The organism is Helicobacter pylori (assembly GCF_900120335.1).
In the GTDB taxonomy this organism is placed as follows: Bacteria; Campylobacterota; Campylobacteria; order Campylobacterales; family Helicobacteraceae; genus Helicobacter; species Helicobacter pylori_BU.
The window spans coordinates 1,476,274-1,497,189 of record NZ_LT635477.1; the positions used below are offsets into that span (position 1 = coordinate 1,476,274).

The window sequence follows — 20,916 nt, forward strand, 5'->3', positions numbered from 1 at the left end:
TTTGCCATGGCTTTGTTGAAAATTAGTGTGGTAGTTCCTGAGGGGGAAGTTTATACAGGAGAGGTTAAAAGCGTTGTGTTGCCAGGAGTTGAAGGGGAATTTGGGGTGCTTTATGGGCATAGCAACATGATCACCTTGCTTCAGGCGGGAGTGGTTGAGATTGAAACCGAAAACCAAAAAGAGCACATTGCGATCAATTGGGGCTATGCAGAAGTTACTAATGAACGGGTGGATATTTTAGCCGATGGGGCGGTCTTTATTAAAAAAGAATCAGACGACAGAGATGATGCTATCTCTAGGGCTAAAAAGCTTTTAGAGGACGCAAGCTCTGACAGGTTAGCGGTCTCTAGCGTGTTGGCTAAGATTGAGTCTCTTTAAGGGGATAATCATGTTCGATTCAATCGTTTATTTTTTCAATAAGAGTGGGTTTGTTACCACGCTTGTTTTAGTTTGGATTTCGCTTTATTTGGTGATGACTTTATGGGTCTTTTTGTATAAAAGCATTGTGTTAAAGATTGAACTCAGGCGCGAGATGCAATCTTTGTCTAACATTCTTAATGGGGCGCAAGACGCTCCAGAGCATTTTATGTTTAATAAAAAAAGAAATGATGAAACCAAAAGGTATTCTAATGAATTGTTGCAGGCTTGGAAACATCAAGTTCTTAAGCAAAGCACGACAGGTTTAGTGGTATTAAGCATTATCTCTTCTACAGCCCCCTTTATTGGCTTGTTTGGAACGGTGGTTGAAATTTTAGAAGCGTTTAACAATTTGGGCGCGTTGGGTCAAGCTTCTTTTGGGGTGATCGCACCCATTATTTCTAAGGCTCTTATTGCCACCGCTGCAGGGATTTTAGCGGCCATTCCAGCCTATTCTTTTTACTTGATTTTAAAACGCAAGGTGTATGATTTATCGGTTTATGTGCAGATGCAAGTGGATATTTTGTCTTCTAAAAAAGAAAGCTTTTAAGGGGATTTTATAAATATCTTAAATAGGGAGTTAGAAGGTTTTTATGAATTATGATAACTATTGGGATGAAGACAAACCAGAACTCAATATCACGCCCTTAGTGGATGTGATGCTTGTTTTATTGGCTATTCTTATGGTAACGACGCCCACTCTCACTTATAAAGAAGAGATTGCTTTGCCTTCTGGTTCAAAAACTGCTAGAGCCACTCAAGATAAAGTGATAGAGATACGCATGGATAAAGACGCAAAAATCTATATAGATAGTCAAACCTATGAATACAACTCTTTCCCGGATACCTTCAACTTGCTTTCTAAGAAATACGATAAAGATACTAGGGTGAGTATCCGTGCGGACAAGCGATTGACCTATGACAAAGTGATCTATTTGTTAAAAACGATTAAAGAAGCGGGGTTTTTGAAAGTTTCTTTAATCACAAGTCCTTAAAAAGTAGGGCTAATTTGCATGAGTAAGAGCGCGATTTTTGTTCTTTCTGGCTTTTTAGCGTTCTTGCTCTATGCTTTGTTACTATATGGTTTGTTGTTAGAAAGGCATAATAAAGAAGCAGAGAAAATCCTTTTAGATTTAAATAAAAAGGACGAACAAGCCATTGACTTGAATTTAGAAGATCTGCCAAGCGAGAAAAAGAATGAAAAAATTGAAAAAGTAACGGAAAAACAGGGCGATTTTTTAGAGTCTAAAGAAGAACCCAAAGAAGAGCCTGAAGAAAGTCTTGAAGATATTTTTTCTTCACTCAATGATTTTCAAGAAAAGACAGACAAAAACGCCCAAAAAGACGAGCAAAAAAATAAACAAGAAGAAGAACAAAGGCGTTTAAGAGAGCAACAACGCTTGAAACAAAACCAAGAAAACCAAGAGATGTTGAAAGGTTTGCAACAAAATTTGAATCAATTCACGCAAAAATTAGAAAGCGTTAAAAACAAGACTTTAGATTTGCAAATCCCTAAACAAGATGGGGTTGATGAAAAAGCCTATCAGGAATGGTATGCTCAAATCTATCAAATTTTATATAAAGGCTGGAGGGGCGTTTTTTATCACAAGGCTTCAGTGAGCGCGCTGATTATGATCACTAAAGATGGAGAGTTTGATTATACCATTCTTAGCTACTCTGATTTTAAGGATTATAACAAGAGCGTGATGACCCTTTTAGATGATTTAAAGAAAGTGGATTTCCCCCCATATCCTGGAGGAAACATGATTTCTATTAAAGTTAATTTTACGACTAAGGAAGAACAATGAGGTATTTATGGCTTTTTTTAATATACGCTATAGGGCTTTTCGCAACAGATAAAACACTAGATATTATTAAAACCATTCAAAAACTTCCTAAGATTGAAGTGCGCTACTCCATAGATAACGATGCCAATTACGCTTTAAAATTGCATGAAGTCTTAGCGAACGATTTAAAGACTAGCCAGCATTTTGATGTTTCTCAAAACAAAGAGCAAGGCGCTATCAATTACGCAGAACTCAAGGATAAAAAAGTCCATCTTGTAGCGCTTGTGAGCGTGGCGGTAGAAAACGGCAATAAAATTTCACGATTAAAACTTTATGATGTGGATACAGGAACGCTCAAAAAGACTTTTGACTACCCCATTGTAAGTTTAGATCTATACCCTTTTGCAGCGCACAACATGGCCATTGTGGTGAATGATTATTTAAAAGCCCCTTCTATCGCTTGGATGAAGCGCCTGATTGTTTTTTCTAAATACATTGGACCAGGAATCACAAATATCGCACTAGCGGATTATACGATGCGTTATCAAAAAGAAATCATCAAAAACAATAGGCTCAATATTTTCCCTAAATGGGCGAACGCTGAGCAAACGGAGTTTTATTACACGCGGTATGGCGAAAGAACGCCCATGATTTTAAAATACAACATTCAAAAAGCCACTCATGAGAATATCGCTAGCTCTCAAGGAATGGCTGTGGTCTCTAGCGTGAGTTCTGATGGCTCTAAAATTTTAATGTCTTTAGCCCCTGATGGCCAACCGGATGTGTATTTGTATGACACGCATAAAAAAACTAAAACCAAAATAACGCGCTATCCTGGGATAGATGTCTCAGGAGTGTTTTTAGAAGATGACAAGTCTATGGCTTTTGTTTCGGATAGATCCGGCTATCCTAACATCTACATGAAGAAATTGGGCTTAAAAGAGAGCGCGGAGCAACTCCTTTATGAAGGAAGAAGCAATGAATCCATTGACGCTTATAAAGACAGTATTGTGTATGTGAGCCGAGAAAACCTTAATGAATTTGGCAAAACGGTGTTTAATTTGAATTTGATCGCTCTAAACAGCAAGTATATCCGCAGGCTTACCGTGAATGGCTCTAACCAGATGCCTAGGTTTTCTATGGATGGGAGAAATATCATGTATATCAAAAAGACACCCCAAGAATACGCCATGGGGCTTATTTTGCTAGACTATAATCAGAGTTTTTTATTCCCTTTAAAGAATGTGAAAATACAAGCCTTTGATTGGTAAGGTTAAATTAAGCGAATGTGAGTTAATATTTACATTCATTGAAATTTTATTTTTGGAGAATTTATAATGAAGAGATCTTCTGTATTTAGTTTCTTGGTAGCTTTTTTATTGGTAGCTGGCTGTAGTCATAAAATGGATAATAAGACTGTGGCTGGCGATGTGAGCGCTAAAACGGTTCAGACTGCGCCTGTTACTACAGAACCAGCTCCAGAGAAAGAAGAGCCTAAACAAGAGCCAGCTCCAGTGGTTGAAGAAAAGCCGGCTATTGAAAGCGGGACTATCATCGCTTCTATTTATTTTGATTTTGACAAGTATGAGATCAAAGAATCCGATCAAGAGACTTTGGATGAGATCGTGCAAAAAGCTAAAGAAAACCACATGCAAGTGCTTTTGGAAGGCAATACCGATGAATTTGGCTCTAGCGAATACAACCAAGCACTTGGCGTTAAAAGGACTTTGAGCGTGAAAAACGCTTTAGTCATTAAAGGGGTAGAAAAAGATATGATCAAAACCATCAGTTTTGGCGAAACCAAACCCAAATGCGTCCAAAAAACTAGAGAATGTTACAGAGAAAACAGAAGAGTGGATGTCAAATTAGTGAAGTAATTCTAGGATGAAAAGGCTTTTTTTTATCCCTTTTATCACTCCCTTTTTTCTCAATGGGGAGCCTTCAGCGTTTGATTTGCAAAGCGGAGCGACCAAAAAAGAACTCAAGCAGTTGCAAGTCAATAGCAAGAATTTTTCCAATATTTTAACCAAAATCCATTCGCAAGTAGAGGCTAATACTCAAGCTCAAGAGGGTTTGAGAAGCGTTTATGAAGGACAGGCTAATAAGATTAAAGATCTCAATAACGCTATCCTTTCCCAAGAAGAATCCTTGCGAGCCTTAAAAGCCTCGCAAGAAGTGCAAGCTAACACATTAAAGCAGCAATCGCAAACTTTAGAGGATTTGAGGAATGAGATCCGTGCTAACCAGCAAGCTATCCAGCAGTTAGACAAGCAAAACAAAGAGATGAGTGAATTATTGACCAAGTTAAGCCAGGATTTGGTTTCACAAATCGCCTTAATCCAAAAAGCGCTCAAAGAACAACAGGAAAAAGCTGAAAAGCCGCTCAAATCAAGCGTTCGATCCAATGAGACCCCCCCTTCAAAAGCCGACGCGTCCAAAAGCCAAGAGAAAAAAACCCAAGAAAAGGCAAAAATTGAGTTTGATAAAGATTTGTCCAAGCAAAAAGAGATCTTTCAAGAAGCTCTGTCTTTTTTTAGAAACAAATCCTATGCAGAAGCCAAAGAGCGTTTGTTGTGGTTAGAAGCCAATAGTTACAGACTTTATTATGTGCGTTATGTTCTTGGAGAAGTGGCTTATGGGGAAAAGAGGTATAGAGAAGCGATCAAATATTACAAAGAGAGCGCTCTTTTAAATCAAAAAGCGTCTTACATGCCTGTGCTTTTGTGGCATACGGCATGGTCGTTTAAAAAAATCAAAGACGATCAAAACTATTATAAATTTTTAAACACTTTGCAACGCTTGTATCCTTCAAGCGAACAAGCTAAAATGGCGCAAAAAATCTTAGAAAACAAGGAGAAACACTACCATGCAAAACCATGATTTAGAATCAGTCAAACAAGCCGCTTTGATTGAATATGAAGTGAGGGAGCAAGGCTCTAGCGATGTGCTAGATAGTAATATTTCTAAAGAGCCTTTAGAGTTTATCATAGGCGCTAATCAAATCATAGTAGGGTTAGAAAAGGCGGTATTAAAGGCTCAAATTGGCGAGTGGGAAGAGGTTGTTATCGCCCCAGAGGAAGCTTATGGGGTTTACGAAAGCGGTTATTTGCAAGAAGTCCCTAGGGATCAATTTGAAGGCATTGAATTAGAAAAAGGCATGAGCGTTTTTGGGCAAACTGAAGACAATCAAACCATTCAAGCCACTATCAAAGACTTTAGCAACACGCATGTGATGGTGGATTATAACCACCCGTTAGCCGGGAAAACTTTAGCGTTCCGTTTCAAGGTTTTAGGTTTTAGGGAAGTGAGTGAAGAAGAGATTCTAGCTTCACACCATGACAGTGCGACAGGTTGCTGCGGCGGTCATGGGGGTCATGGCAGAAAGAAAGGTGGAGGTTGTGGTTGCTCATGTTCGCATGGGTAGTAAGGTATAGGAGTATTTAAAAGGCAAGGTCATGAATAGTTCTAACCTCAAGAATTGGTTATTCCCTACCATTTGCTTTTTTTTATTTTGTTATATTTTAATTTTTTTGATGTTTTTTATGTTTAAAAACTTGCAATCGCAATCTTTTGGCTCTGTGGCAGAAACCGGAAAAAAACCCATCACCACCACCAAGAAATTTGGTAAGGAATTGCAAAAACAGATTTCAAAAATCCATTAACTTTTTTTCTTTTTTGCCGATACTTGCTGTAATCAAATGAATTGGATATTAGATTAAAGGATTTTACAATGATCAATGCCGTTTCTTCTCTTGCTCCGGTGCAATCTTTGGGGAATTACAAGCGTGTGGAAAAGAATGAAAAAGTTGAAAACAGTGAAGTCGCTCTTGATAGGGTGGCTGAAATCAAGCAAGCGATTGAAAATAACCAGTATAAGATCAATTTGCATGAAACTTCTCACAAAATGGCACAGGACTTGTTGGGGATAAGCTAGGGGGTTTAAGGGCTTCATTTCTAGGGGGGGCTATTCTCACTGTCGTTTTGTTTTTCACTGAAGTTTAGTTTTTTTGTATTTTGAAATGCGTTTGTCGCTCTTTTAAATAGGGTGCGTTTTTAGTCGTGTGTTAGGAATGATTGATTGGGGATTTTAACTTTTATGGATTTTTGCTCTGGCATTGGTGGAGGCCGTTTGGGCTTGGAGCGGTGCCATTTAAAATGCGTAGGGCATGCAGAAATCAATCATGAAGCCCTTAGGACTTATGAACTATTTTTTAAGGATACCCATAATTTTGGGGATTTGATGCGGATCGACCCTAATGATTTACCCGATTTTGATGCGCTCATTAGCGGGTTTCCTTGTCAGGCTTTTTCTATCAATGGCAAAAGGAAGGGGCTTGAAGATGAAAGAGGGACTATTATTTATGGGCTTATTCGTATCTTAAAAGTCAAACAGCCCCAATGTTTCTTGCTTGAAAACGTTAAGGGCTTGATCCATCATAAGCAACAAGAAACTTTTAAAACCATTATCAAAGCCTTGCAAGAAGCGGGCTATACAACTCATTATCAAATTTTAAACAGCGCTGATTTCCAATTAGCCCAAAAGAGAGAACGCCTTTATATCGTAGGGTTTAGGAAGGACTTGAAACGCCCATTTAATTTCCCTTTAGGTTTAGCCAATGATTATTGTTTTAAGGATTTTTTAGACGCTGATAATGAATGTTATTTGGATACAAATAACGTTGCATTTCAAAGATACTTGCGCAACCCATACAACCATAACCGGGTTTCTTTAGAGAATATTTTAACTTTAGAAAACGCCGTTTTAGACACAAGACAATCTGATTTAAGGTTGTATTTTAATGTTTTTCCTACTTTAAGGACTTCTCGGCATGGCTTGTTTTATACCCAAAAAGGCAAAATCAAAAGATTAAACGCTATTGAAAGCCTGCTTTTACAAGGATTTCCTAGAGATTTGATCGCTAAGATTAAAGACAACCCTAACTTTAAAGAAAGCCATTTGTTATCCCAAGCGGGGAATGCCATGAGCGTGAATGTGATTGCCGCTATCGCCAAACAAATGTTAAAGGCGTTCTAATAAGAGAGCTTTAAGGGGAAAATGATTTCAAAATACCCCCTATCCCCTTAAGAAAATGAGTTTTACAATAAACCGAAAAATCCAAAATAAAACGGCATAGTATTTGCTTGAATATCACTGAAACAAGAGCTAAAGGATTTGTTATGGTCGTTTTACATTCCCATTTAGAAAACGCGCTAAACCAATTGAAAGAATTGATTGATTTAACCGAGCGCGATATAAGAGACATTAAGCTCGCTAAACACGCCGAAATTTTTGAAAGAAACCATCAAAAACAGCTAGCGATTCAAGCTTTTGAACAAGAAAAAACGAATATAGATGCACAAATGTTGTCTTTAAAAAATCAATTCCCCAATAAAGAAATGAGTGAATTATTAGACGAAAAAACGAGCGATTTTTTAAACCAAATGCGAGAGTCCTTGCTTGTTTTGAAAGAAAAAAACTTGATCTATTCGCGCATGGCGTTTGCGGTTTCTGAGTTTTATTCTTCGCTCATCCAACAAATCATTCCCCATGACACTTGCGATTATAAAGGCTCTAGGCATGTGGGGAGTCATTTTTTAAGAGTGCAGGCGTAAAATGGGCGGAATCTTATCTTCACTCAACACTTCTTACACCGGCTTGCAAGCCCATCAGAGCATGGTGGATGTTACCGGGAATAATATTTCTAACGCCAGCGATGAATTTTATAGCCGTCAGCGCGTGATTGCAAAGCCCCAAGCGGCTTATATGTATGGCACTAAAAACGTGAATATGGGCGTGGATGTGGAAGCCATTGAAAGGGTGCATGATGAGTTTGTTTTTGCTCGTTACACGAAGGCTAATTACGAAAACACTTATTACGATACAGAGTTTTCGCATTTAAAAGAAGCGAGCGCGTATTTTCCGGATATTGATGAAGCGAGCCTTTTTACGGATTTGCAAGATTATTTTAACTCATGGAAAGAATTGTCTAAAAACGCCAAAGACTCCGCTCAAAAACAGGCTCTCGCTCAAAAAACAGAAGCTTTAACGCACAACATTAATGACACTAGGGAAAGGTTAACGACCTTACAGCATAAAGCGAGCGAAGAATTAAAAAGCGTTATTAAAGAAGTCAATAGCTTGGGTTCTCAAATCGCTGAGATTAACAAACGCATTAAAGAAGTGGAAAATAACAAGAGCTTAAAGCATGCGAATGAGTTAAGGGACAAGCGAGATGAATTAGAGTTTCATTTGCGAGAGCTTTTAGGGGGGAATGTTTTTAAAAGCAGTATTAAGACTCATTCGCTCACAGATAAAGACTCAGCGGATTTTGATGAGAGCTATAACCTTAATATCGGGCATGGGTTCAATATCATTGATGGCTCTATTTTCCATCCTTTAGTGGTTAAAGAATCCGAAAATAAAGGGGGGTTGAATCAAATCTATTTTCAAAGCGATGATTTTAAGCTCACTAATATTACCGACAAGCTCAATCAAGGGAAAGTGGGGGCGTTATTGAATGTGTATAATGACGGATCTAACGGGACTTTAAAAGGCAAATTGCAAGATTATATTGATTTGTTGGATTCTTTTGCTAGGGGCTTGATAGAATCCACTAACGCGATTTACGCTCAAAGCGCGAGCCATCATATTGAAGGCGAACCTGTGGAGTTTAATAGCGATGAAGCCTTTAAAGACACTAACTATAATATTAAAAACGGCTCGTTTGATTTAATCGCTTACAACACCGATGGTAAAGAAATCGCCAGAAAAACCATTGCTATCACGCCCATTACAACCATGAACGATATTATCCAAGCCATTAACGCTAACACCGATGACAATCAAGACAACAACACCGAAAACGATTTTGACGATTATTTCACAGCGAGCTTTAACAATGAGACTAAAAAGTTTGTTATCCAGCCTAAAAACGCTTCGCAAGGGTTGTTTGTCTCCATGAAAGATAACGGCACGAATTTTATGGGAGCGTTAAAACTCAACCCTTTTTTTCAAGGCGATGACGCTTCCAATATCAGCTTGAATAAGGAATACAAAAAAGAGCCTACCGCTATCCGCCCATGGCTTGCCCCCATTAACGGGAATTTTGATGTGGCGAACATGATGCAACAATTGCAATACGATAGCGTGGATTTTTATAACGACAAGTTTGACATTAAACCAATGAAGATCAGCGAGTTTTATCAATTTTTAACCGGTAAAATCAACACGGACGCTGAAAAATCAGGGCGTATTTTGGACACCAAACAAAGCATGCTAGAGACCATTAAAAAAGAGCAACTCTCTATTTCGCAAGTGAGCGTGGATGAAGAGATGGTGAATTTGATCAAGTTTCAAAGCGGTTATGCCGCTAACGCTAAGGTTATTACCGCTATTGATCGGATGATAGACACTCTATTGGGCATTAAACAATAAGATTTCTACCAGTAGCGTTTTTATCAAATAAGCCTTATTTAACTTATTTTTAAGCTTTATTTATTTTAAAACTCATTAACGATAATGGTTAATAGTATTATATAAGCGGTAAGCGAGAGGGTGTTTTGTAAAGCTTGTGTTATAATAACAACGAAATTTTAAGCGTAACTGATTGAAAGGAAAACAGATGAGACGGAGTTTTTTAAAAACGATTGGCTTGGGCGTGATAGCGCTCTCTTTGGGGTTGTTAAGCCCTTTGAGTTCAGCGAGTTACCCGCCCATTAAAAACACTAAAGTGGGGTTAGCCCTTTCTAGCCACCCGCTAGCCACTGAAATCGGGCAAAAGGTTTTAGAAGAGGGAGGCAATGCGATTGATGCGGCCGTAGCGATTGGTTTTGCTCTAGCGGTCGTCCATCCGGCAGCAGGCAATATTGGTGGGGGGGGGTTTGCGGTTATCCATTTGGCTAATGGCGAAAATGTTGCCTTAGATTTTAGAGAAAAAGCCCCCTTAAAAGCCACTAAAAACATGTTTTTAGACAAGCAAGGCAATGTAGTCCCTAAACTCAGCGAAGATGGCTATTTGGCGGCTGGGGTTCCTGGAACGGTGGCGGGCATGGAAGCGATGCTGAAAAAATACGGCACCAAAAAACTATCGCAACTCATTGATCCTGCCATTAAATTGGCTGAAAATGGTTATGCGATTTCACAAAGACAAGCAGAAACCTTAAAAGAAGCAAGGGAGCGGTTTTTAAAATACAGTTCTAGCAAAAAGTATTTTTTTAAAAAAGGACACCTTGATTATCAAGAAGGGGATTTGTTTGTCCAAAAAGATCTAGCCAAGACTTTGAATCAAATCAAAACGCTAGGCGCTAAAGGCTTTTATCAAGGGCAAGTCGCTGATCTTATTGAGAAAGATATGAAAAAAAATGGGGGGATTATCACTAAAGAAGATTTAGCCAGCTACAATGTGAAATGGCGCAAACCCGTAGTAGGGAGTTATCGTGGGTATAAGATCATTTCTATGTCGCCACCAAGTTCAGGAGGTACGCATTTGATCCAGATTTTAAATGTCATGGAGAATGCGGATTTAAGCGCTCTTGGGTATGGGGCTTCTAAGAATATCCATATCGCTGCAGAAGCGATGCGTCAAGCTTATGCGGACCGATCGGTTTATATGGGAGACGCTGATTTTGTTTCGGTGCCGGTGGATAAATTGATTAATAAGGCGTATGCCAAAAAGATTTTTGACGCTATCCAGCCAGATACGGTCACGCCAAGCTCTCAAATCAAGCCAGGAATGGGGCAGTTGCATGAGGGGAGTAACACCACGCATTATTCTGTAGCGGACAGGTGGGGGAATGCGGTCAGCGTTACTTACACCATTAACGCCTCTTATGGGAGCGCTGCTAGTATTGATGGGGCAGGATTTTTATTGAACAATGAAATGGATGATTTTTCCATAAAGCCAGGGAATCCCAATCTCTATGGTTTAGTAGGGGGCGATGCGAATGCGATTGAAGCCAATAAACGCCCTTTAAGCTCTATGTCGCCTACGATCGTGTTGAAAAACAATAAGGTTTTTTTGGTGGTGGGAAGCCCTGGAGGGTCTAGGATTATCACTACGGTGTTGCAAGTGATTTCTAATGTCATTGATTATAATATGAATATTTCTGAAGCGGTCTCAGCCCCTAGATTCCACATGCAATGGTTGCCTGATGAATTAAGGATTGAAAAGTTTGGCATGCCCGCTGATGTGAAAGATAACCTCACTAAAATGGGTTATCAGATTGTTACCAAGCCGGTTATGGGCGATGTGAATGCGATCCAAGTTTTGCCTAAAACTAAAGGGAGCGTTTTCTATGGATCAACGGATCCAAGGAAAGAATTTTAATCCTAATTTAGCCTTATTTTTTGGGAGGGGGGACTTTTTTAGAGAGAAAGTCTTAAATTTAGTTTTAGGATTTATAAAAATAGTGTAAAATTTCTCATTACGAGAGACGATATTAGATCTAAAATGGTGTGTGCAGAATGGAGTTTGAGAATGTTTGTTAGTTCTAGGACGCACGCAGTTTCTTTTTAAGATTGGTAGCTATGGCATTATGTTTGATCTTATTAATAGCAGAGGAGTGGCAATGGGATACACAAGCAAATTAGCTTTAAAGATTTGTTTGGTAGGTTTGTGTTTATTTAGCACCCTTAGTGCAGAACACCTTGAGCAAAAAGGGAATTATATTTATAAGGGAGAGGAGGCTTATAATAATAAGGAATATGAGCGAGCGGCTTCTTTTTATAAGAGCGCTATTAAAAATGGTGAGTCGCTTGCTTATGTTCTTTTGGGGATCATGTATGAAAATGGTAGGGGTGTACCTAAAGATTACAAGAAAGCGGTTGAATATTTCCAAAAAGCGGTTGATAACGATATACCTAGAGGGTATAACAATTTGGGCGTGATGTATAAAGAGGGTAAGGGAGTTCCTAAAGATGAAAAGAAAGCGGTTGAGTATTTTAGAATAGCTACAGAGAAAGGTTATACTAACGCTTATATCAACTTAGGCATCATGTATATGGAGGGCAGGGGAGTTCCAAGTAACTATGCAAAAGCGACAGAATATTTTAGAAAAGCGATGCATAAGGGCAATGTGGAAGCTTATATTCTCCTAGGGGATATTTATTATAGCGGGAATGATCAATTGGGTATTGAGCCGGACAAAGATAAGGCTGTTGTCTATTATAAAATGGCGGCTGATATAAGTTCTTCTAGTGCTTATGAAGGGTTGTCAGAGTCTTATCAGGTATGGGTTAGGCGTAGAAAAAGATAAAAAAAGGCTGAAGAATACATGCAAAAAGCATGCGATTTTGACATTGATAAAAATTGTAAGAAAAGGAATACTTCAAGCCGATAACTCTCAAACTTGGGCTTGATTCAAGGATTTTTGTTTTATTTTAAGTAGCATGTGTCTTTGAACAATTGATTTGAAGCGATAGATTAAAAAGTATTGCGTTTTTCATGGCTGAGTAGCCTTATAGCAAAAACTTTAGCCAAAATATTGCTCGCTATAACCTTGCTCTGTTTTTGCCTTAAATACTCCCCCTGTCTTAACAAACCCCCTAAATTTACAAACTCCAAGCAATAGCGAGCGGATTTCATAAGCTTTTTAAAAACGACGCTAAGATCGCTGAAAGCCTAAAACCCGCTATTACGAAAAACTTGAGCCAAGGGTTAGCGACCACTTTGAGCGGAGCGTTAAAATACCAGTGGACTAAATTCACGCTAGGGACTTTATACCGCAACGCGCCCGATCGCATTTTAGGGATTAAACTCCCCAAAGCCTTGAATGAAGCCACCGCAGGCGCGGCCTTAAAGTATCACCTAAAAAGAGCGTTAGAAAGAAGCCACTCTATAAGCGATTTTAGTAAGAATTTAGAATTGAGCGCCAAAAACGCTAAATTTAGCAACAACACGCTTAAAATCATTGAAGAGCTTACTAACGGAATCAAGCAAGCCAGCGAAGAAATCAAAGAAAAAGCGTTTGATTTTTCTAATAAAAAACTCACTAACGAGCAAATCAAAGAGCTATTAAATAACGCAGAAATCCCTACAAGCGGGAGAGACGCTATCACTTTTGGAGTGAATAACCTAAACCCTGAAATGGTTGAATTCCTGCACAAAAACAACAAAAAAATGATTATAGAAAAAGCCTCTAACAAAGAATTAGAACTTTTAAAAGACGCTAACTTTAAACACCCTGAAAACATAAGATCGAGTTTAGATCATGATGCTATCGCTCACATACTCAAAAGGCATGGCGTTAATTCTGTCAATGTTAAAAATGGAGAAAGCCCTATCACTTACGAGGATATAGCGAATTATAGATATATCGTTAATAACGCTGATGCCATTCTTAGGACTATAGACAAATACAATCAAGAAGCTATCACGGCGTTTAAACAAATTAACGGCTATACGGTAGTGGTAGAGCAAGCGGTCAATAAGAAAAATGAATTAGTTTTAAAAACGATGTATAAGAACAATGGGAGTTATAAAAATAATGATGTTTATAAAGAATTTTCAAGCACCTCACTCAACGCTAATGCGAAGGTGCCCCATGGGTTGAGTTCCCATGGTGGTGCTACAGATAATCCTACACCAAAACCGCTAAATAGTCAAGAGGATTTATTAAAAAGAACAGAAAATTCAAACGAAACCACACCAAAACCTACAAATTTATCCCCACTAGAGCAAGCCAACGCCGAAAAGTTAGCGAAGTTAGAAAGCGAAGCCAAAGAAAGCGAACAGGAATTTTTAAAAGCTAAAGAGCAAGAATTAAAGCGTAAAGAAGCGTTAAAAAAGAAATTAGAACACGAGCGAGGGAATGCGGGCAATATTGAAAGCCAGACTAAAATAGAAGTAGGAGAAGATATACCCGCATCAATCCAAGCGCAGATCCCCAAAAGCCGAGTGAGGTTGAACGAACGAGAGATTTACGATCTGGATTATGCGATCGTGAAAGCTAAAGATCTAAAACCAAGCTTTACCACAGGCGGGGCACAAAAGAGAACGGACATGAACGAAGAACAGATTAAAAGCATAGCGGAGGATTTTGATCCTAAAAAGATATTTGGGAGCGGAGGTTTTGAGGATTTACCAATCATTCTACATGATGGGCAAGTGATCGCAGGGAACCACCGCATCCAAGGCATGCTAAACTTCACGCCAAAAAGCAGATACATTTACAACAAAGCGATCAAGGAATACTATCATATAGACTTAGCGCCGGACGAATTGTTAGTAAGAGTGCCAAACAAGCGCCTAGACAACACCGAGATCAACAATTTAGCGGCTTCAAGCAATCAAGGACGCTTTAACAGCGAGAGCGATCATGCAATAGCGGTTTTAAGCCATTACGAAGCGAAATTGAAAGAATTAGAAAAGAAATTAGACGCTGATAGCATCTACTCCTTAAAAAACATCGTCGCTAAAAACCTTAATTTTGACAAAGCCACCCACCCTAATGTGGGCGATAGTAATTTAGCGCTTTTAATGTTCAACATGCCAAGGACTAAAACGCAAGGGATAGAATTACTCAACCGCTGGCAAAAAGAGTTTTCTAACGACATTAAAAGCTATGAAAAGGTTAAAAAAATGTTTGTAGATAACGCCGGAAGCTTTCACAATCTCATCCACGACATGAACTTCCCTAACGTGAGTTTAAACGCTTATTTAAGCGATATTATGGATCGCAGTTTTGCCAATTTAAAGAATTACCCAAGCACGAGCGAGAGCTTGAAAGACTTGAGCGAGAAATTCTATAAAACGAGTTCTTTAGACATGTTTGAAAAGAGCGATCAAAGCGCGAGCGATATCAGCGAGATTTTAGGAGGTGCGATCGCGCGATTTGCGAGGTTTGATGATCCTTCTAAGGCGTTATTTGAAGCGTTAAAGAGTGATAACATTAAAAAAGGCTTGAAAGAGTTTAAAATAGCAGATATTACCAAAGACATGTTTAACCCTGATAGTAAGGAATTTAAGGACATTGACATTTACGACTTCACGCATTACCTTTTAATGGTCAATAGAGAGCCGAATGAAAACAATCCCGTATTAAACCGCTTAGTTCAAGCCGTTAAAGACATGCAAAAAGAAAGCGAGAAAGGGATAAAAAAACAAAAACTTGAAAAAGTCAAGGAGTAAATTAAAAAAATGAAAGAAATGAAACCATTTGACATTATCTTAGAAGCGAGAAGGATACTTGATAAACGCATCAAAACGCTTTTACTTTTTTTCTGGTCTTAATATGGTGTGTTTGGGCGTGAGTTTTACCAATAAGCCTCATTTGTGGCTTTGGTTTTTAGTGGTAGGTTGTTATTTAGTTTATGAGTGGCAAAAGAAACAGAAAGATTTTCAAAAAGCTAAAAGTTTGAAATTTGACAGCGTTAGCGAATTAGAAAAGGATTTGAACATGGAAGTAACTAATGATGAATGGGATACCATTAAAAAACTTAATAAAAAGTTAAAAATGTTTTTTAATGTATGCTTTTTATGTTTTTTTATTAATGAGTTATCTCATTGTGGGGGTGCGCGTTACTCTCTCTCTTATAGATAATCATGGAGTGTTAAAATGAATTACCCTAATTTGCCTAATAGCGCGCTAGAAATAACCGAGCAGCCTGGAGTGAAAGAAATCACTAACGAGCTTTTAAAGCAATTACAGAACGCTTTAAAAGGTAATCATCTTTTCACTGAGCAAGTGGAACTGAGCCTTAAAGGGATCGTTAGGATTTTAGAAGTGCTTTTGAGTTTGGATTTTTTCAAGAATGCGAACGAGATTGATAGCAGTTTGAGAAATTCCATTGAGTGGCTGACTAACGCCGGCGAGAGCTTGAAATTAAAAATGAAAGAATACGAGCGCTTTTTCAATGATTTCAATACAAGCATGCACGCTAACGAGCAAGAAGTAACCAACACCTTAAACGCTAACACCGAGAACATCAAAAGCGAAATTAAAAAGCTAGAAAATCAATTGATAGAAGAGGCGAGAATGCTTTTAACGAGCTATCAAATCTTTTTAAACCAAGCCAGAGATAACGCTAATCATCAAATCACAGAAAACAAAACCCAAAGCCTTGAAGCGATTACACAAGCGAAAAACAACGCTAACAACGAAATAAGCACGAATAAAACGCAAGCAATCAATAACATTAACGAAGCTAAAAAACGATCATTATCAAAACATTGATTTTTTTGAGATTGAATAAGGCGTGTTAAAAACCTACTATAATACCCCTAAAAAATGCGAGTTTTAAAGATGCCTTTATTTGATTTAAAAAGCCCTTATCCACCAGCAGGCGATCAGCCCCAAGCCATAGAAGCTTTAACGAAAAGCTTGAAAAATAACAACCATTATCAAACTCTAGTGGGGGTTACAGGGAGCGGTAAGACTTACACGATGGCTAATACCATCGCTCAAACCAATAAACCCACTTTGATCATGAGCCATAATAAGACCTTATGCGCGCAGCTTTATAGCGAGTTTAAGGCGTTTTTCCCACACAATAGGGTGGAGTATTTTATCTCCCACTTTGATTACTACCAGCCTGAGAGCTATATCCCTAGGAGGGATTTATTCATTGAAAAAGACAGCTCTATTAACGATGACTTGGAGCGTTTGAGATTGAGTGCGACCACTTCGCTTTTAGGTTATGATGATGTGATTGTGATAGCGAGCGTTTCGGCTAATTATGGTTTGGGTAACCCTGAAGAATATCTAAAAGTCATGGAAAAAATCAAAGTGGGCGAGAAGCGCGCTTACAAGAACTTTTTATTAAAGCTAGTGGAAATGGGTTATAGCCGTAATGAAGTGGTGTTTGATAGGGGGAGCTTTAGAGCGACTGGGGAATGCGTGGATATTTTCCCCGCTTATAATGACGCTGAATTTATTAGAATTGAATTTTTTGGCGATGAGATAGAAAGGATTGCTGTCTTTGACGCCTTAGAAAGAAATGAAATCAAGCGTTTGGATTCTGTCATGCTTTATGCGGCCAGTCAGTTTGCCGTAGGGAGTGAGAGGTTGAATTTAGCCATTAAAAGCATTGAAGATGAACTCGCTTTAAGATTGAAATTTTTTAAAGAGCAGGATAAAATGCTTGAATACAACCGCCTCAAACAACGCACCGAGCATGATTTAGAAATGATTAGCGCGACCGGTGTGTGTAAGGGCATTGAAAATTACGCGCGCCATTTTACAGGTAAAGCCCCTAACGAAACGCCTTTTTGCTTGTTTGATTATTTAGGGATATTTGAGCGGGAGTTTTTAGTCATTGTGGATGAAAGCCATGTGAGTTTGCCGCAATTTGGGGGGATGTATGCAGGAGATATGAGCAGGAAAAGCGTTTTAGTGGAATATGGTTTTAGATTGCCTAGCGCTTTAGACAACCGCCCTTTAAAGTTTGATGAATTTATCCATAAAAATTGCCAGTTCCTTTTTGTGTCCGCTACGCCCAATAAGCTAGAATTAGAGCTTTCTCAAAAGAATGTCGCTGAGCAAATCATTCGCCCTACAGGGCTTTTAGACCCCAAATTTGAAGTGCGAGACAGCGATAAGCAAGTCCAGGATTTATTTGATGAAATCAAGTCAGTGGTGGCTAGAGGTGAAAGGGTGCTCATCACCACGCTCACTAAAAAAATGGCAGAAGAATTGTGTAAATATTATGCTGAATGGGGCTTGAAGGTGCGTTACATGCATAGTGAAATTGATGCGATTGAAAGGAATCACATTATCCGCTCTTTAAGGCTTAAGGAATTTGATGTTTTAATAGGGATCAATCTTTTAAGAGAGGGGTTGGATTTGCCTGAAGTTTCTTTAGTAGCGATCATGGATGCGGATAAAGAAGGGTTTTTAAGGAGCGAAACAAGCCTCATTCAAACCATGGGGCGAGCCGCTAGAAACGCTAATGGTAAGGTTTTATTATACGCTAAAAAGATCACTCAAAGCATGCAAAAAGCCTTTGAGATCACGAGTTACAGGCGCGCCAAGCAAGAAGAGTTTAATAAAATCCATAACATCACCCCCAAAACCGTTACGCGCGCTTTAGAAGAGGAGTTGAAATTAAGAGACGATGAAATCAAAATCGCTAAAGCTTTAAAAAAGGACAAGATGCCTAAAAGTGAAAGGGAAAAAATCATTAAAGAATTGGATAAAAAAATGCGAGAGTGCGCGAAAAATTTGGATTTTGAAGAAGCGATGCGTTTGAGAGACGAAATCACTCAATTAAGAACGCTTTAAAAACTATCGCTTAAAAACTGCACTTTAAAAACTATAAGTGTAGTTGAAATAAACCGAGTAATTGCGTCTGAAATCAACTTGATACAACAAGCTGTTGATCCCGTATTCTAAAAATCGTAAAACTTTTAAGACATTTTCACTATTATTGCTAATGTTATTCATGGAATAATAATGGTTAAAATAATAAGTAGGGATTTTAATCCCAAAGCCAAATTGGTTATGCTCATTCCCTAAACGAACCCCTAAATTTACCAAAAACTGGAAGCCGTTTGAATTCACTTTCCCGCCAAAAGTGTTTTGAAGAAGAGTTTGATACAATAACGCATCGCTCAATCTGTCATACACTCCAGCAAAAGCGATCCCCAAATTGAACCCGGCAAAAAACTTATCCCCATTATAAGCGTTAAGCAATAAATCCATATAAGTGCCATAAGTGGAAATGATAACAGACTGCGATTCTTTTGGGCCATAAAGAGAGGCGCTCAAATCATAAAACAGCCCCCACCTGAAGCCAAACCATTTCGTTTCTTCATGCTTACCCACCCACTTATAGCCCACTTGAACGCCAAGACCATTAGACACATACGAATTTTTAAAAACAGGGCTTAGACTATCGCTGAAAATAATCTGACTTTTATTAAATCGTTGGGATAAATTCAAGTTGCTAGAGTTGTGCTGAATGCTCCCTAACTGATACCCAAGCCCCAGATAAAACGCCGATCTATCCGCATAGCGTTTGATGGGCGAAACCACCTTTTTATTAAAAAAAGTATAATCCCCTTTAGTCAAAACATCTTTAAAGCTCTCTGCATTAAGCGCGTAAAAAAGCCCTAAAATTAACCATAACGCTCGTTTCAAAAAAGCCCTTTGATTGAAATTTTAATTTTTTACAAATTGGTTTTAAACTTTATTGTATCGTTTTAAACTTTATTTAAACTCATTTTCTTAAGGGGATAGGGGGTATTTTGAAATAATTCCCCTAAAACCCCCAAAAAAACCCTAACCTTTCAAGAGCGTTTTTTTAAGAAGCTATCGTTTGATTAAAATCAAGCTTTTTGATTATATTTATTCTAAAAACGCTTTGAGTTTTTTTAAATTCTGCAATCAATAATCCATAAGAACAAAGCCAAAAAAATTTTAGGCTAAAAACGCGCCTTATCCAAACACCCTTTTAAAAATCGCCCCCACATTTTTAGTGTAATAGCTGTAATCAAAACATGCTTTGATTTCGTCCTCGCTCAAATATTTTTTCAAGCGTTCATCGTTGAGTAGGGCGTTTAAAAACAAATTTTCATCAGCGTTTTTAAAAGCGCCTTGTTGCAAAATCTCCCATATTTTCATCGCATTTTCTTGCACGATAGAATAACTTTCTTCTCGGCTCAAACCTTTTTTGGGCAATTCCAATAACACCCGTTGCGAAAAGACTAACCCTCCACTCAAAGCTAAATTTTTAAGCATGTTTTTAGGGTAAACCACCAAATTTTCAATCACGCTATTTAGGCGGCTGAGCATAAAATCGCTAGTGATAAACAGATCAGGCAAGGCAAAACGCTCCACAGAGCTATGGCTCATGTCCCTTTCATGCCATAAGGCGACATTTTCTAGCATGGGGGTAGTAAAAGAGCGAATTACCCTGCAAAGCCCGGTGATATTCTCGCTCAATATGGGGTTTCTTTTGTGAGGCATCGCAGAGCTTCCTTTTTGCCCTGTTAAAAAAGCTTCTTCCACTTCATAGACTTCACTGCGTTGCAAATGGCGGATATTGACAGCAATTTTTTCACAACTGCTCGCTAAAAGAGCCAGATCGCATGCAAGCCTGGCGTAGCGGTCTCTTTGAATGACTTGATTGCTGATATTGGCGGTTTTTAAGCCTAAAAATCCGCACGCTAATTCTTCTAATTCTAAAGGGGCGTGCGCGAAATTCCCCATAGCCCCACTGATCGCTCCCACGCTGATAAATTCCATCGTTAAATCTAAGGCTTTTAAATGCCGTTTGATTTCATCAGCAAAAAGGGCTAACACTAAGCCAAAAGTAATGGGTTCGCCAAACACCCCATGGCTTCTGCCTACCATTAGCGTGTCTTGATGCTCTAAAGCCCTGTTTTTAAGGGTTTCATAGAGGTTTTTAACGCCTTTTTGAATGAGTTTTAAGCTTTTGGTCATCAATAACGCCATAGCCGTATCAATGCAATCGCTAGAAGTGATCCCATAATGAAAGAAGCGGGACTCTTCGCCCAAGCTTTCAGCCACGCAAGTAGTGAAAGCGATTAAATCATGCTTAGTGGTTTTTTCAATTTCTTTGATGTGCTCAAGATTGAATGCCGCTTTTAAGCAGATTTTTTCACAATCGCTATCTTGGATTTGCCCAAGCTTGTTCCACGCCCTAACGACAGCTTTTTCTACTTCTAAATAGGTTTCAAATTTGGTTTGCTCATTCCATAGGGCTTTCATTTCTTCATTCGCATAGCGTTCTAACACCGACAATCCTTAAATC

General features: G+C 38.6%; 19 protein-coding genes and 3 pseudogenes. 19 read left to right on the forward strand and 3 right to left on the reverse strand.

The features are described from left to right. Positions 1-6: 6 nt before the first annotated feature. The 15 genes and pseudogenes from atpC (at position 7) to CS889_RS07345 (ending at position 12,542) form a co-directional block, all read left to right on the forward strand. Positions 7-378 (forward strand): ATP synthase F1 subunit epsilon, encoded by a 372-nt coding sequence (gene atpC / locus CS889_RS07270; RefSeq protein WP_001196331.1) that lies wholly within the window; start codon positions 7-9, stop codon positions 376-378. A gap of 10 nt (positions 379-388) precedes the next feature. Continuing rightward, on the forward strand, positions 389-967 hold the full coding sequence (locus tag CS889_RS07275) for a MotA/TolQ/ExbB proton channel family protein (protein ID WP_089087271.1): 579 nt from the start codon (positions 389-391) through the stop codon (positions 965-967). 43 nt (positions 968-1,010) lie between these two features. Further along, positions 1,011-1,412, forward strand: a complete 402-nt coding sequence (locus tag CS889_RS07280; RefSeq protein WP_001105112.1) for an ExbD/TolR family protein — start codon at positions 1,011-1,013, stop codon at positions 1,410-1,412. Positions 1,413-1,430: 18 nt separating this feature from the next. Then, positions 1,431-2,225, forward strand: a complete 795-nt coding sequence (locus CS889_RS07285; protein WP_089087272.1) for an energy transducer TonB — start codon at positions 1,431-1,433, stop codon at positions 2,223-2,225. Further along, positions 2,222-3,475, forward strand: a complete 1,254-nt coding sequence (gene tolB / locus CS889_RS07290) for a Tol-Pal system protein TolB (RefSeq protein ID WP_089087273.1) — start codon at positions 2,222-2,224, stop codon at positions 3,473-3,475. Before CS889_RS07285 ends, tolB begins: the two co-directional genes overlap by 4 nt. Positions 3,476-3,541: 66 nt before the next feature. Continuing rightward, positions 3,542-4,081 carry an outer membrane protein Omp18 gene (locus CS889_RS07295; RefSeq protein ID WP_000831151.1) on the forward strand — a complete coding sequence of 180 codons (540 nt, stop codon included), beginning with the start codon at positions 3,542-3,544 and terminating at the stop codon, positions 4,079-4,081. 7 nt (positions 4,082-4,088) lie between these two features. Beyond that, positions 4,089-5,084 (forward strand): tetratricopeptide repeat protein, encoded by a 996-nt coding sequence (locus CS889_RS07300; RefSeq protein ID WP_000825219.1) that lies wholly within the window; start codon positions 4,089-4,091, stop codon positions 5,082-5,084. After that, complete coding sequence (locus CS889_RS07305) at positions 5,071-5,628, forward strand: FKBP-type peptidyl-prolyl cis-trans isomerase (RefSeq protein ID WP_001179343.1); 558 nt, start codon at positions 5,071-5,073, stop codon at positions 5,626-5,628. Before CS889_RS07300 ends, CS889_RS07305 begins: the two co-directional genes overlap by 14 nt. Positions 5,629-5,659: 31 nt before the next feature. After that, a complete protein-coding gene (locus tag CS889_RS07310) occupies positions 5,660-5,866 on the forward strand; it encodes a hypothetical protein (protein ID WP_001088953.1) in 207 nt (68 codons plus the stop codon). A 68-nt stretch (positions 5,867-5,934) separates the two neighbouring features. Further along, a complete protein-coding gene (locus tag CS889_RS07315) occupies positions 5,935-6,138 on the forward strand; it encodes a flagellar biosynthesis anti-sigma factor FlgM (protein ID WP_172825139.1) in 204 nt (67 codons plus the stop codon). 162 nt (positions 6,139-6,300) lie between these two features. After that, positions 6,301-7,239 carry a DNA cytosine methyltransferase gene (dcm, locus tag CS889_RS07320; protein ID WP_089087397.1) on the forward strand — a complete coding sequence of 313 codons (939 nt, stop codon included), beginning with the start codon at positions 6,301-6,303 and terminating at the stop codon, positions 7,237-7,239. A gap of 143 nt (positions 7,240-7,382) precedes the next feature. Continuing rightward, entirely contained in the window at positions 7,383-7,817 is a 435-nt protein-coding gene (locus tag CS889_RS07325) for a hypothetical protein (protein ID WP_000260916.1), read from the forward strand. 1 nt (position 7,818) lies between these two features. Beyond that, positions 7,819-9,639 carry a flagellar hook-associated protein FlgK gene (gene flgK, locus CS889_RS07330; protein ID WP_089087275.1) on the forward strand — a complete coding sequence of 607 codons (1,821 nt, stop codon included), beginning with the start codon at positions 7,819-7,821 and terminating at the stop codon, positions 9,637-9,639. Positions 9,640-9,826: 187 nt separating this feature from the next. Continuing rightward, positions 9,827-11,530 carry a gamma-glutamyltransferase gene (ggt, locus tag CS889_RS07335; protein ID WP_001254566.1) on the forward strand — a complete coding sequence of 568 codons (1,704 nt, stop codon included), beginning with the start codon at positions 9,827-9,829 and terminating at the stop codon, positions 11,528-11,530. A 241-nt stretch (positions 11,531-11,771) separates the two neighbouring features. Further along, positions 11,772-12,542 (forward strand): annotated as a pseudogene (locus CS889_RS07345) (tetratricopeptide repeat protein). Between the two features lie 241 nt (positions 12,543-12,783). Here the strand turns inward: CS889_RS07345 and CS889_RS08355 are convergent. Then, entirely contained in the window at positions 12,784-12,984 is a 201-nt protein-coding gene (locus CS889_RS08355) for a hypothetical protein (protein WP_089086754.1), read from the reverse strand. On the opposite strand from CS889_RS08355, the gene CS889_RS07360 reads away from it, so the two are divergent. The 4 genes and pseudogenes from CS889_RS07360 to uvrB all read left to right on the forward strand — a co-directional run bounded on the left by CS889_RS07360 (position 12,953) and on the right by uvrB (position 18,422). Further along, positions 12,953-15,331: a DUF3519 domain-containing protein gene (locus CS889_RS07360; RefSeq protein WP_231899382.1), complete on the forward strand. Its 2,379-nt coding sequence runs from the start codon at positions 12,953-12,955 to the stop codon at positions 15,329-15,331. The two genes, CS889_RS08355 and CS889_RS07360, sit on opposite strands and share 32 nt — an antisense overlap. A 9-nt stretch (positions 15,332-15,340) precedes the next feature. Further along, positions 15,341-15,762: pseudogene (locus tag CS889_RS07365) on the forward strand (RipA family octameric membrane protein). After that, a pseudogene (locus CS889_RS07370) lies at positions 15,759-16,352 on the forward strand (ATP synthase subunit B family protein); the annotation flags it as partial. The pseudogenes CS889_RS07365 and CS889_RS07370, both read left to right, overlap by 4 nt. A 93-nt stretch (positions 16,353-16,445) precedes the next feature. Beyond that, positions 16,446-18,422 carry an excinuclease ABC subunit UvrB gene (uvrB, locus tag CS889_RS07375; RefSeq protein WP_089087398.1) on the forward strand — a complete coding sequence of 659 codons (1,977 nt, stop codon included), beginning with the start codon at positions 16,446-16,448 and terminating at the stop codon, positions 18,420-18,422. Positions 18,423-18,446: 24 nt separating this feature from the next. Here the strand turns inward: uvrB and CS889_RS07380 are convergent, their stop codons facing one another. Beyond that, positions 18,447-19,280 carry an outer membrane protein gene (locus CS889_RS07380; RefSeq protein WP_089087278.1) on the reverse strand — a complete coding sequence of 278 codons (834 nt, stop codon included), beginning with the start codon at positions 19,278-19,280 and terminating at the stop codon, positions 18,447-18,449. A 297-nt stretch (positions 19,281-19,577) separates the two neighbouring features. Further along, complete coding sequence (gene purB / locus CS889_RS07385) at positions 19,578-20,900, reverse strand: adenylosuccinate lyase (RefSeq protein ID WP_089087279.1); 1,323 nt, start codon at positions 20,898-20,900, stop codon at positions 19,578-19,580. Positions 20,901-20,916 lie beyond the last annotated feature (16 nt).